The sequence below is a fragment of the Paenibacillus sp. 3LSP genome (assembly GCF_032465655.1).
Lineage (GTDB): Bacteria > Bacillota > Bacilli > Paenibacillales > Paenibacillaceae > Fontibacillus > Fontibacillus barengoltzii.
On record NZ_JAWDJI010000258.1, the window covers coordinates 20789 to 34441 of the forward strand.

11 protein-coding genes are annotated in these 13653 nt (G+C 51.3%); 4 read left to right on the forward strand and 7 right to left on the reverse strand.

Translation table 11 applies throughout. From position 1 onward, the window contains the following. Window positions 1-99: 99 nt before the first annotated feature. From RW092_RS22340 to RW092_RS22370, 7 genes are all read right to left on the reverse strand, one after another. Window positions 100-1128: a branched-chain amino acid ABC transporter permease gene (locus RW092_RS22340; RefSeq protein WP_316011347.1), complete on the reverse strand. Its 1029-nt coding sequence runs from the start codon at window positions 1126-1128 to the stop codon at window positions 100-102. A gap of 2 nt (window positions 1129-1130) precedes the next feature. Continuing rightward, the gene (locus tag RW092_RS22345; RefSeq protein ID WP_316011348.1) at window positions 1131-2033 is read right to left on the reverse strand and encodes a branched-chain amino acid ABC transporter permease; all 903 of its coding nucleotides are present in this window, start codon (window positions 2031-2033) and stop codon (window positions 1131-1133) included. A gap of 4 nt (window positions 2034-2037) precedes the next feature. After that, window positions 2038-2742 (reverse strand): ABC transporter ATP-binding protein, encoded by a 705-nt coding sequence (locus RW092_RS22350; RefSeq protein WP_316011349.1) that lies wholly within the window; start codon window positions 2740-2742, stop codon window positions 2038-2040. Next, window positions 2735-3505 (reverse strand): ABC transporter ATP-binding protein, encoded by a 771-nt coding sequence (locus tag RW092_RS22355; protein WP_316011350.1) that lies wholly within the window; start codon window positions 3503-3505, stop codon window positions 2735-2737. The genes RW092_RS22350 and RW092_RS22355 overlap by 8 nt, the downstream gene beginning before the upstream one ends. Before the next feature lie 32 nt (window positions 3506-3537). After that, window positions 3538-4185 (reverse strand): GntR family transcriptional regulator, encoded by a 648-nt coding sequence (locus RW092_RS22360; protein ID WP_316011351.1) that lies wholly within the window; start codon window positions 4183-4185, stop codon window positions 3538-3540. A 25-nt stretch (window positions 4186-4210) separates the two neighbouring features. Beyond that, window positions 4211-5146 (reverse strand): isoaspartyl peptidase/L-asparaginase family protein, encoded by a 936-nt coding sequence (locus RW092_RS22365; protein WP_316011352.1) that lies wholly within the window; start codon window positions 5144-5146, stop codon window positions 4211-4213. Window positions 5147-5390: 244 nt separating this feature from the next. After that, window positions 5391-7136, reverse strand: a complete 1746-nt coding sequence (locus tag RW092_RS22370) for an alpha-glycosidase (protein ID WP_316011353.1) — start codon at window positions 7134-7136, stop codon at window positions 5391-5393. A gap of 606 nt (window positions 7137-7742) precedes the next feature. Here RW092_RS22370 and RW092_RS22375 point away from each other — a divergent pair. From RW092_RS22375 to RW092_RS22390, 4 genes are all read left to right on the forward strand, one after another. Continuing rightward, entirely contained in the window at window positions 7743-9065 is a 1323-nt protein-coding gene (locus RW092_RS22375) for a sugar ABC transporter substrate-binding protein (protein ID WP_316011354.1), read from the forward strand. Window positions 9066-9162: 97 nt separating this feature from the next. Continuing rightward, on the forward strand, window positions 9163-10467 hold the full coding sequence (locus tag RW092_RS22380) for a carbohydrate ABC transporter permease (RefSeq protein WP_316011355.1): 1305 nt from the start codon (window positions 9163-9165) through the stop codon (window positions 10465-10467). After that, window positions 10464-11309 (forward strand): sugar ABC transporter permease, encoded by an 846-nt coding sequence (locus RW092_RS22385; RefSeq protein WP_016313721.1) that lies wholly within the window; start codon window positions 10464-10466, stop codon window positions 11307-11309. Before RW092_RS22380 ends, RW092_RS22385 begins: the two co-directional genes overlap by 4 nt. Before the next feature lie 115 nt (window positions 11310-11424). Further along, on the forward strand, window positions 11425-13500 hold the full coding sequence (locus RW092_RS22390) for a methyl-accepting chemotaxis protein (protein WP_316011356.1): 2076 nt from the start codon (window positions 11425-11427) through the stop codon (window positions 13498-13500). Window positions 13501-13653: the final 153 nt, after the last annotated feature.

Below are 13653 nucleotides of genomic sequence, written 5' to 3' on the forward strand. Positions count from 1 at the left end.
ATCTTTCTCCCATCTTTTTTTAAGTGAACCTAGCCGACATCGCACTTAGTTCTTCTTCATCAGCTCTGCATGCCACTCACCCCCGCATGAAATGACTGTTTATTTTCCTAAAAGACCTTTCGGTCTGAGGATTATTGTGATGATAAGTGCTGCGGACATGAGCACCTGACTGATCCCATACATCTGCGGGAGCTGGACTCCGAATAGCTCAACTCCCCGTTCCAGTTTGTTCAGTAGAAGCTCGGGGATGAGTGTCACTAGAATGGAACCAAGAACCGCGCCGGAAATCGTCCCCGAGCCGCCGATGACGAGCATGAGCACCAGGTTGAAGGTCATGGAGTAGGAGAACATGCTCGGGTTGATGCTTGTAATTAAATGTCCGTATAGACTGCCGCCGATGGCGGCGAAGAACGCGCCTGAGGCAAAAGCGAACATTTTATGCCGCACCACTTTAACGCCCATGGCTTCGGCGGCGAGGTCATCTTCCCGGATGGCTAACATCGCGCGACCGTAAGAGGAATGCAGCAGACGCCAAACGAAGTAAATCGTGATTGCGACAATGGCGTAAACCCACCATATATTCGAGACTTTGGGGAGACCGGATATACCGCTCTTTCCTCGGGTAAAGTCGGTTAAGTTAGAGGCCAGTACATTGATAATGACCATGAAACCCATGGTGGATACGGCCAAGTAGTGCCCGCGCAACTTCAATACGGAGAAGCCGATCAGAAATGAGCAAATGACAGCTAAAACTCCACCGATGAGCATGGCGACGACGAAAGGCAACTCAATTTGCTGCAGCCACGCTGGCATTTGCGGGAACAGGAGCGGCTTGCGTGCCAGCGGATAGGTTAGAAGCGCTGTCGTATAAGCGCCTACGGCCATAAACCCGGCATGTCCCAGTGAGAAAATGCCTGTGTACCCGTTCGTTAAGTTAAGGCTGACGACCAGAATGATATTAATCCCAACCAAATTAACCAAACGTAAGTAGTAATCATTTAACGTAAAATTGGCGACGATGAGCAAAAGGATCAAGACTCCGGCATAAATTGCGAGCGCAGGCTTGCTTCTCATCCCGGACAGGCGAGAACGCGTCTGGCTTGGCTTCAATTCGAGTGGTTTGTTCATCGTTATACCCTCCTATCCTCGGCTTTGCCGAAAATTCCGGTCGGCTTGATCAGCAATACGACGATCAGGGCCAGGAAGACGAAAGCATCCTTATAAGCCGACAGCTCCGGCGGTAAAAAGCCGACAAACAGAATTTCTCCAAAACCGAGAATCAGACCGCCAATCGCTGCACCCGGCAGACTGCCAATACCGCCGATAACGGCTGCAACAAAGGCTTTAAGTCCAGGCACAAATCCCATCATGGGCTCGATTCGACCATAGCGGCCTGCGTTCATCACTCCGGCGACGGCTGCAAGTCCAGCTCCGATAATAAAGGCAGTACGGACGATTGAGTTAATGTTGACGCCCATCAGTACCGAAGCGTTCATATTCTCTGCGGTGGCACGCATGGCAATGCCCAGCTTTGTTTTTTTGATAAACAAGGTAAGGGCGATGAGCAGCAAGGCGGATAGACCGATGATGGCGATGTTCATCACAGAGAAGTCGATATTGCCCACTTCTACCATATTGGATAGGTAAGATGGAACTTGAAATGACCGCGGTTGAGGAGACAAAATCATCGTTGCGAGATTTTGAATCAGGATAGAAACGGCGAAGGAAGTGACCAGTGTCGTTTCCTCCGGCTTGCTTCGCAGCGGCCGATAGGCCGCACGCTCTACGACCAGGCCGATCATCACTGTCACCGCAATGGAGAGGAGGATCGCCACCGGGAAGGGAAGAAGCAGGTTCAACGTGAAGGCCATTGCCGCATACGAGCCGATCATCAGCAAGTCGCCATGAGCGAAATTGATCAGCCGGAGGATCCCGTAGACCAGCGTATAGCCGATGGCGATCAAAGCGTAGACGCTGCCCAACCCCAGGCCGTTAACCAATTGTTGTATAATGTAATCCGCAGAATAGACCATCGGTTCAACCCCCCAGATAAGCCTTTTGGATATCCGAATTGTGCAACAGCTCTTCGGCAGGCCCTTCAAGCTTGATGCTGCCGGTCTCGAGTACATAAGCTCGGTCGGCGATCAGCAGTGATTCATAAGCGTTTTGTTCAACGAGCAGTACGGTAATATCGCTTTTTTTCATTAATTGAATGACTTCAAAAATCTTCTCCACCATGATCGGGGCCAGTCCCAGTGAGGGCTCGTCGAGCAATAACAGGCTAGGCTTGCTCATGAGCGCCCGACCCATGGCCAACATTTGCTGCTCTCCGCCGCTAAGCGCTCCCGCTGGCAGCTTCTCTCGCTGTTTAAGTACCGGGAATAAGCTGTAAATCCATTCGATATCTGTAGAGATGTCGTCCGATTTAGGACGCGTATAAGCGCCCATTCGTAAGTTCTCCAGCACGGTAAGTTGGGCAAAAACCTGACGACCCTCAGGGGAATGAGCCATCCCCATGGACACAATTTTGTGGGCGGGTACGGAGGTGATCTCCTTGCCCATGTACTCGATGCTGCCCGATTTAGGCTTTAGCAATCCCGACAAGGTCCGCAGTGTCGTCGTTTTGCCGGCTCCGTTGGCTCCGAGCAGGGCAACAAGTTCGCCTTGCCGTACTTCTAGTGAGACGTCCTTTAACGCGTGAATTTGATCATAATAAACATTAATCCCCTTAACTTTAAGCATGTTCGGCCGACCTCCCTAAATAGGCTTCAATTACTTCGGGGTGGGAGCGAACGGTCTCAGGATCCCCTTCGGCGATGAGTTTGCCGTAACTCAAGACCTGGAGACGATCACATAGATTCATGACAAACGGGATATCGTGTTCGATCAACAAAATGCTCAAATCATAACGATCACGGATTTCCCGAATGAGCAATGTCAACTCCGCCGACTCGCTGTGGTTCATACCGGCGGCCGGCTCGTCTAATAGCAGCAGGGAGGGGCGCAACGCTAAAGCGCGGGCGATCTCCAGTTTACGCTGGGATCCGTATGGCAGGCTTCCTGCCTTGACGTCCCGTACGTTTTCAAGTCCGACCGAGGCTAGTAGGTTTTCCGCCTCTGAGCGAATGCTTTGTTCTTCCCGAGCAAAGCCGGGAAACCGAAACAAGGTCGATATGAGCCCCGACTTTTTATGGATTTGAGCTGCCACCATCACGTTCTCCAAGACCGTCAGCCCTTTGAACAGACGGATGTTTTGAAACGTTCGTGCCAAGCCAAGGGCGGCGATTTCATCGGGCCTTTTGCCGGAAATCTCTTTACCTTGAAAATAGACTGTTCCCTCCGTTGGTTTGACAAGAGAGGTCAACATGTTAAATACGGTTGTTTTTCCAGCTCCATTCGGGCCGATCAAGCCGTGAATCTGTCCCGGTTTAATCTGGAGACTATAAGCATCGACGGCGGTTAACCCTTTGTATCTTTTCGTCAGTCCGTTCGCTTCCAATATCATGACGCACACCTCCAATATTGAATTAGAAGCTTTTAAGAGTGCTGGGTCGAGAAAATGCGGTTTCGCGTACCCAGGATGTGTTCAACCATTTGCCTTCTTGCTGCTTGCGGATTTTTGTTTTTAATCATCTCGACGATTTCACGATGTTCATCGTTCATTGTGCTTGTGCTGCCGATCTTCATATCCAAGTAAAGTACACGCTGCATGTTATCTAAATTGTTAATGATCAATTTGGTGAGTCGACGGTTGTTGCTAGCTTCAGCCACGGCGACGTGAAAGTCGAAGTTCAGCCGCATATAATCGACCTCGCTGATCCCAGACGAAGGAGTAAAGTTCGTACCGACGAGACGCTCCAGCTTGTCGATCGCCTGACGCGTAGCGAAGGAAGCAGCTAGTTCCGCCGCGCTGCCTTCCAGGATTAGCCTCAGTCCAATCAACTCATCCAGATCTTTTAAGTTGACCTGACTGACGAGGCATCCTTTGTAGGGGATGATCTCGACCAACCCTTCGTGCTTCAGGATGTTAATCGCATCCCGAATCGGTGTTTTGCTGGTTTGAAAACGCTCGGCCAAGTCTCCTGCATGAATCGGTTCCCCCGCTTGCAACTCCCCATAGACAATCATGTCTTTTAACTGCCGATATACCTGGTCGGTCAGCGAAGCTTTCTCCACTTTGCTCACGGACATCTCTCCTTGGCATTTGAATTCAAGTCTGAGGCTGCGGTGTATCGGGTCTTGAACTCGATAGCTGTACTAAAGGAACCTGCTCGATACACCCGTTTCGAATCATGGCGACGGGGAAACTGTCACAGTTATGCACCGCTGCTGCGCGTCCGAGGCGGTCGACGACAAGAATGCCGCCGTATTCTCCTGTAAGCTGATAGAGTCGTTGAATGGCCTTCGTTGCAGCCTCCTGCGGATGAAGGCCTGATTTAATCTCTTCTTCGACAAATTTCGCAGTTAAGGTAGAAATAAATGCCTCGCCGCGTCCGGTACATACGACCGCACAATGGCTTGAGGCATATATCCCTCCTCCGATGTAGGGGGTATCGCCGACACGTCCAGGGAATTTCAGGAACGATCCGCCAGTTGAAGATGCGGCGGCAAGACCGCCTTGATCATCTAGAAGGACGCATCCGACGGTATCCGACTCTTTAATCAATCCGGTAAAGGCGCTAAACTCCACTTCCTTACCGCTGCGCTTGAGGTTGATCGCGGTCTCCCAGGAAGCCAGTTGCACATCGGTGATGCAATTGTCTGCAGGGAAGCCTTGTTCCCTGGCGAACAGAGTTGCTCCCGAACCAGCCAATACAACATGTCGGCTTTCTTCAAGTACTTTACGTGCTACGGATACAGCATGTCTGACTTCTCGCATGGCCGCCACAGCCCCGAATTTTCCGGTTACGCCGTCCATAATGGCGCCGTCGACCTCAACATATCCATCTCGATTCAGGACGGAGCCGAGACCTGCATTGTATAGCGGGTTATTCTCCAACTCGTTAACAGCCTTCTCGACGGCAGACAACCGGTCTCGGCCGCAGGAAATTTCCTGTTGAGCGACTAAGGCAGCCGTTTCAAGGCCCTGGATATAAGGGGGATCTGTTTTCGTTTCAACACTACCGTGAACTAATATAACACTCAATGTAAGCAACCCCCCGTAATTTAAGATGTTTCAGCGATATATCGCAAATATTTATTCGAAATATAGCATGTTAATTCAAGAGAAACAATAGAATGTGTCGAAAAATGTAAATCAATGTTACGTAAGTGCAAATTTAGATGAAGTGATGTAAGGTATTTTACGTTGATGTCCCCTCAGAAAAAAAGAAAGTGCAGGGGGGACCCTGCACTTTCCGTGTGGAGCGTAAATATGAGTTTTGTTTCAGTTAGTTATTCATAGTCAACACGGCATAACCGTATGCTGGAAGCTTAACGGCAAGTTTGCCGTCTGTGGTGTTGTAGGTTTGACCGCTGAAGGCATCGCGCCACGTGTTCCCATCCGCAGGGATCGTAAAGGTCTGTCCGGCATCGTAGTTGTTCAGCAGGACAAGCACTTTCTCCCCGTTCAGTACGCGTTCATAAGCAAGCTTCGAGCCGCATTTCTCGGCGAGCAAGAATTTCAGGCTGCCGGTCCGCAGTGGAGCCAGCTGCTTACGAACCTTGATCAGCTTCTGATAAAACGCGAACAAGTCATGATCTTGGCGCTTCGGATCCCATTCCATACATTTGCGGCAATCCGGATCCGGTCCGCCGTCGAGGCCGACTTCGTCGCCATAGTAAATACAAGGCGTTCCACTGTACGTAAATTGGAACAGGGCGGCCAGCTTCATTTTAGCTTTGTTGCCATCGCATAGTGTAAGCAGGCGCGGCGTGTCATGGCTGTCCAGCAGATTGAACGCCACTTCACTTGCTTGGAGCGGATAACGGGACAGCTGCTTGCCGATCGCATTCGCGAAGCCCTCGGCATCCAACGTGCCGCGTACGACGAAGTCCAGCACCGCTTCGGTGAACGGATAGTTCATCACGGCATCAAATTGGTCCCCTTGCAGCCAAGCCGAGGACTCATGCCAGATTTCGCCCAAGATGTAGGCATCCGGGTTGGCCGCCTTCACGACTTTACGGAAATCGCGCCAGAAGGCATGGTCTACTTCGTTGGCAACGTCCAGCCGCCAGCCGTCGATGCCCACTTCCTTAATCCAGAATTCAGCGACTTTCAGCAAGTATTCTTTTACTTCCGGATTTTCCGTGTTCAGCTTAGGCATCAGCGGCTCGAAAGCAAATGTATCGTAACTTGGCACGCCGTCCTTCACTTGCAGCGGATACTCGCGCACATGGAACCAGTCTTTGTAACGGGATTTCTCGCCTTTCTCCATCACGTCAACGAAAGGGGCGAAGGTTCTGCCGGAGTGGTTAAATACGGCGTCGAAGAGCACCTTGATCCCGCGCTCATGGCAGGCTTGAACCAGCTTCTTGACCGTAGCGATATCGCCGAAATGCGGATCGATCTTCATATAATCGGCCGTATCGTATTTATGGTTGGTCGTCGCTTCAAACAACGGGGTGAAATAGATGCCCGTCACCCCAAGTTCGCTCAGATGGTCGAGGTGATCGATGACGCCTTGCAGATCCCCGCCGAAGAAGTTATCGCGTTCCGGCTTGCCGCCCCAAGGCAATACGCCTTTTGGATCGTTGCTCGGGTCGCCATTGGCGAAGCGCTCCGGGAAGATTTGATAGAAGATGGCGTCCTTCACCCAAGCCGGCGGCGTAAACACGTCGATCGGATTAATGAACGGGAATTCGAACAGCCGTTCCGGACCGGCCGGACGTTCTTTTGTAAATTCGCTTTCCGTCATCCAGATTTGCTCGTCGCCGGATTTCAGCAGAAAACCGTATCTCGTCCGGCGCAGCGGCGGTTGGTAGGCACATTCCCAATAATCGAACATCTCATCGCTGATCATCAAGGTCATCGGAATCAGCTCTTTGCTCTGATCCCACATGTATTTGTCCCCAACAAAAGCGTAGACCTCGGTAAGATCATTTTTCTTGGCGCGCAGGCGCAGATGGAGCGTTTTGTTGTCGTAGGCATAAGTCCAGTTGAGTTTGGGACGGTGATACACCGCTTCGAGTAACATAGATAATCCCTCCTGAAATAGTTAAGTGGACGGCTTTGCCCGCCAGGCTCCCGAATCATCGACAGGCTTCATAAGCAAAAAAAGCACATCCAAGCCGATGAACGGGCCGAGGATGTACCTTTCGATAACAGCGCCTTCAAATTATTGAACCGAGCGGCAAAGCTAGTATTGCTCTCATTGATCCGGATTATAACACTGTTCAAACCATTGCACAAGACGGGAGGGAAAAGGGAAGGGTTTCGGATGAAAAAGACGGGAAAACATGGACATGCAGTCCTAAACATCGCTTGATACATAGAGAAAAAACGCACAAGCATGCCACGGATGCGATCGTTTGGCAAACTCGTGAAACTATAAAAAATGCGAAATTTGGAGTAAACAGAAGAAAAAAAGAGAAGTGAATTGATTTACCCCTATTTAAGCTCTGTGCAAACGTTTTTACAAGTTCCATGTCATGATGTATGATGTGTTACATGGATAAAGCGCTTTCGGGCAGGAAATACTAAACTATCGCAGGAAGAAGTCACAACGCCGAAATAGTTTCAGGTATTTTCTGAAAACGTTTGCGCAACATCGTCTATATAATATTTAGGAGGGGTTATTGTAATGAAGTTCAAAAAGGCATTGACCTTGATTGCAGCATTGTCCTTGGTTGTCTCGATCACGGCTTGCGGATCGAACAATAACGGCGGCAACAACGGCAGCGCAAACGCTCCGGCCAACCAAACCGAAAACACTGGGAATACGGGAACTGGCGAAAACGCTTCGGCGGATTCGATCGTTCCGGAAGACGGCGCCGAGCTGGTCGTTTGGGAAAGTAAAGAAGAGAAAGTGTTTACGGAAGAAATCGCCAAACAATTTACGGAGAAATACGGCGTTAATGTAAAAATCGAAGAAGTGGCTCCAACCGACCAAATCGGTAAATTGACGCAAGACGGTCCTTCCGGTCTGGCTGCCGACGTATTGATCGTCCCTCATGATCATTTGGGTAACGCGGCAACCTCCGGCTTGATTTTGCCGAACGACGCGTTTGCCGAAGAAACGACGAAAAACAATACGGAAGCCTCCATCCAAGGCGCGACCTATGACGGCGTGCTGTACGGCTATCCGAGAGCAGCCGAAACGATGGCTTTGTATTACAATAAATCGCTCGTTCCGGAACCGCCTAAAGACTTTAAAGACGTTCTGGAATTCAGCAAAACGTTTACCGACAAATCCAAAAACAAATACGGCATCATGTGGGAAGTCGGCAACATGTACTTCAACTATCCGTTTATTGCGAGCACCGGCGGTTACTTGTTCGGCGATAACGGCACAAACCCAGACGACATTGGTCTGGCTAACGATGGCGCCATCGAAAGCTTGAAAGTGTTCCAAAGCTTGAAGGAAGCTCTGCCGATCAACAGCGGCGACATCAACCCGGACATCAAACGCAGCTTGTTTAATGAAGGCGACGTTGCGATGGACATCAACGGTCCTTGGGAATTGGCAGGATACAAAGCCGCTCTTGGCGACAACCTGGGTCTTGCTCTGTATCCGTCTATCAACGGTAAGAAAGCAATTACCTTCTCTGGTATTAAAATTTGGGTTGTTAACTCCTTTACGAAATATCCGAATGCAGCTAAACTGTTCGCTCATTTCGCTTCTACGAAGGATGCGCAGTTGCTGTTGAACGAAAAAGTCGGCGCTGTACCGACGAACCTGGAAGCGTTGGAAGCCGATCAAATCAAAAACGATCCGTTCGTATCCGTATTTGCTGAGCAAGCGAAGAACTCCCAGCCGATGCCTTCGATTCCGGAAATGGCGAACGTTTGGTCTCCGGTAAACGCAGCGCTCCCGGAAATCTGGAATAATAATGCGGATCCGAAACAAGCTATGGAAAGTGCTGTGAAACAAATTAAGGAATTGAACAGCGGGGCAGCTGAGTAAGTCAGAACTTACTTTCACCCAGTGTGGAAAGGTTGAGCCCGCCGCTTATAGCGGCGGGTCATCCTTAATTTCCCAAGGGAGAGGAGAAGGAAGGGAAATGGACCGACACCAACATCGGGATCGGGCGACGATTTTGTCGATACTGTGCATGGGCCTGGGACAACTCTACAATCGACAATATATCAAAGGGTTGTTGTTCGTTCTATTTGAAGCATTTAGCGTAATCTATTTGATTCGAAACTTAGGGTTTGCGCTCTGGGGAATCGTAACGCTAGGTGAAACGCCAAGAACCGGAGCCAATATGAACGGGAACTGGGATCATTCGATTTTCATCATGATTCAAAGCTTGATTACGCTGCTGTTTGTGGCGGTTTTTATCATCATTTATATTATGAACGTCCGCGATGCCCGCGCCATTGGGCTGGAGCGGGACAAAGGCAAGGCGCCCAATAACTTTAAACAAACGGTGCGTTATGTACTGGATTACAAGTTTGCTGTTGCATTTTTGAGTATTCCCGCCCTCGGGATTTTATTTTTCACCGTAATGCCGATTCTGTTCATGATTCTGCTTGCGTTCACCAACTATTCGGCGCCGAAGCACATTCCGCCGGCCATGCTGGTCGATTGGGTTGGCTTCGAGACCTTTAAAAACCTGGTGGCGCTCAAAACCTGGAGCCATACCTTTTACGGCGTATTGACCTGGACGATTATCTGGGCGATTTTGTCCACGGTAACGACTTATTTTGGCGGTATGCTTGTCGCGTTACTGATTAATCAGAAGGGCATTCGTTTCAAAGGGTTATGGAGAACGATCTTAATTCTTCCTTACGCAATTCCGCAGCTGATTTCGCTGCTTGTAATGAGAAATATGTTTAACGGCCAGTTTGGTCCAATCAACCAGTATCTTGGTTATTTCGGACTTGGCTGGTTGCCGTGGTTAACCGACCCGTTCTGGGCGAAAGTGACCGTTATCGTCGTGAATATGTGGGTGGGGATTCCGGTCTCCATGCTGCTGATTCTGGGCGTACTTACGACGATTCCCAAAGATTTGTACGAGGCAGCGGAAGTGGATGGAGCAACCGGGTTCCAGAAATTTAAGATCGTTACGCTGCCGATGATTTTGTTCACGACGGCACCTACGCTGATCACCCAATTTGCCGGCAACATCAACAACTTTAACGCCATCTTCCTGTTAACGGGCGGCGATCCGGTGAAGGGCGATTATCAATATGCCGGTGCGACCGACCTCCTGGTGACGTGGCTGTACAAGCTGACGTTGAACCAAAACAAATACAACATGGCCTCTGCGATCGGGATCATCATTTTCATCATTATCGCTTCGTTCTCGATTTACAACTACCGCAGAACCAAGTCGTTTAAAGAGGAGGATATGATCCAATGAGCAGACGGAAAATCCGAAATGCGATTCGTCTGGGCGCCAGCTACATCGTGCTGATCCTGCTGTGTATTGCCGCCGTCTACCCTGTGCTTTGGGTCGTCTTCGGTTCGTTGCGGCCGGGTAAATCGCTTTACAGCAAAACGTTGATTCCGGAGAAGTTTACGTTTGAACATTATCAAGAACTGTTTACATCCCAGACCTATCTGTTTGGCACCTGGTACCTGAATACGCTGAAAATTGCGGTTTGCTCTATGATTCTGGGCGTGCTGCTGACGCTGCTTACGAGCTATGCGCTCTCCCGGTTCCGGTTCCGCGGACGCAAAACGGCGCTTTCCGGTCTGCTCGTGCTGGGGATGTTCCCGGGATTCATGAGTATGATCGCCATCTATCTGCTGCTGCGGGAGATGCAGCTGCTGGATACGCATTTGGCTCTGATCATCGTATATGCGGCGGGGGCCCCGCTGGGCGGCACGTTTATCGCCAAAGGCTTCCTCGATACGATTCCTCGATCGTTGGATGAAGCGGCACGGATCGATGGAGCGAGCAACTTCCTGATCTTCCGGCGCATCATTCTGCCGTTGTCCAAGCCGATGCTGACGTATATGGCGCTAACCCAATTTGTCGGTCCTTGGGTTGACTTCATCTTTGCTCGGCTCGTCCTGCGAACGAAGGAAAACTGGACGCTGGCCGTCGGGATGTGGGATATGGTCAGCAGTAATCAGAACAGTAACTTTACGCTGTTTGCCGCAGGGGCAGTTCTGATCGCACTTCCGATCACGATCTTGTTCATGTTCCTGCAGCGGCTGCTTGTTGACGGCTTAACTTCGGGCGCCAGCAAAGGATAATACAGCATGGGTTGATCAACACCTGGGTATAGCCTCAGTCAAGCGGGGCTATACCTTTTTTGCTAATGGGGGCTTTATTTCATCATATATACATAAAACAAAAGGGGATGCGGAAATGAAGAAGCTTCGCGCTGGGCGGCACTGGAATTCCGTGGGCCTGAAAATGTTTGTGGTCGTGTTTGCAGCTGTTGTCGTTTTGTCGGTGGTGCTGGGGTTCAGCTCGTATCGAGCGTCCAGGGAGATTATTCGTGAGCAGGTAGCTTCCGCCTCGACCCAAGCGGTGGAGCAGGCGGCGGACAAGCTTGACTTCTTGTTCCAGCAATATGAGGCCACGTCGCGGCAATTGGCCGTGGATCAGACGCTGCGGAGCGATCTGGAGATGGTGAACCAACCGGGAGTTGGAACCTTTGTGAAGACGCAAGCTGAGGATCGGATCCGCAAGAAGCTGGATGCCTTGAAGAGTGCGGATGAACGCCTCTTGGGTGTGCGTCTTGTTTCGAAGGGCCTGGAAGACGTGAAATCGTACAAGTCTTCGGGAGTCAGCTCGGTGCGGACGGATGAGGCGGTGGAAAGCCGGGTAAAGAAGGTATTGGATGCGACAGGCGAGCCCGTGTGGTTCCCAGCGTTGCAGAGGGGCTTCTTTAACGCATATACCGAGCCTACGGTCACGATGGCCCGCTTGCTGCGGAATATCAATCACCCAGAGGCGGAGTATATCCTGTTGTTTGAGATTAAGGTGCAGGCACTGGGGGATATTTTAGGCAACCTGCAGATCGGGAAGACCGGGCAGGTGCGGGTGCTTACTGCGGATAACCGGATTGTCCATGCGAATGATCCGGCTCTTCTGGAGACGGAATCCGTTTTTAAAGTGGATGCCAAACAGGCGGAATCGGGAGAAAGCTCGTTCCAGGCGGCAGATGAGCAAGGAGTTCAGCAACTGGTCGTGTTCCGACCGTTGAAAACGGTGAACTGGAGGATTATCGGATACGCTCCGGAGAGCGACTTTCTAAGTGCAGCGGACCGGCTGCTCGTCGTCATGTTGGTCGTGCTCCTGGGCGCTGTGGTTGTTGCCGCTCTGATCGGCTATTTCCTGGTGCGCATGGTCGGCCGGCCTTTGGAGAAGTTGTGCCGGCTGATGGAGGAAGGTGAACGCGGAAACTTGCAGGTGCGTACCCGCTTTAAAGGAAATGACGAAATCGGTCGGCTGGGACACAGCTTCAATCGGATGCTGGAGCAGATTTCGCAGCTGGTGGAACGGACAAATGGCTCGGCCGTAGAGCTGTTGGCTACGGCGGAGAATTTGACGAAGGCGTCGCGGGATACATCGCAGACCGCCGCTGAGATTGCGCAGGCGACCGGTGAAATTGCCGCCGGAGCTGAGAGCTTGGCCGTGGAGGCGGACAAGGGGACCGAGACAGCGGAACGGATCGGCGATCAAATGAGCCGAGTGGCTCGTCTGAACGCGGCGATGGACGAATCCGCCGGTCGTGTCATCGAGGTCAGCCGCAATGGGGAAGCGCACATGGAGCAGCTGGTGGAGAAGACGGAGGCGGTGTCGCGGATGACGGCGCTGTTGGAGGAGAATTCGGCGAAGCTCAGCCAAAGCACCCAGTCGATCCGCTCGATCCTTGCCCCGATGGTGGAGATGACCAAGCAAACGAACATTTTGTCGTTAAATGCTTCGATTGAAGCGTCTCGTGCCGGGGCAGCCGGCAAAGGGTTTATGGTCATCGCCGGAGAAATTCGTGAGCTGGCAGCCGCTTCAGGGGAATCGATCCAAACTGTATCGGCGATTACCGAGGAAATCCAGGAGGCGATCGGCCAAACGGTGGAGGTGCTGACGGGGATCGCGCCATTATTCGTGGCCCAGACCGAGGCGGTCAAAGAAGCAGCCGGCATCTTCCAGAACGTCAAAGGGGAAATGGAGGAGTTCATAAAGGAAATCCGGAGTTCGTCCGCCTCCGTTCAGGAACTGCTGCAATCGCAAGCGACCTTGCAGGAATTTGTGGACACGGTCAGTTCGGTGGTGGAGCAAACCAGCGCCTCCACCGAAGAGGTGGCCTCCATGTCTCAAGAGCAACACCGGGTCAGCGCGGAGCTGGTTCATCTGTCGGCTCGTTTGGAGGATCTGGCAGGGCAACTGCAGCGCTCGCTCAGCGCGTTCCAGGGTGAAGGTGCGGCGAGTCATTAATTGTCTGTCGTGTTTTCGTGTCGCTAGCTAAGATGAACGTAAAACAAAGACAGCCCTCCAAATTGCTACATCTCGTAGGTTAAAATGGAAAGTGTAACCCAAACCATTTCAGAGCTACATAGCAAAGGAGAGCTGATACTATGCAGTCTACCA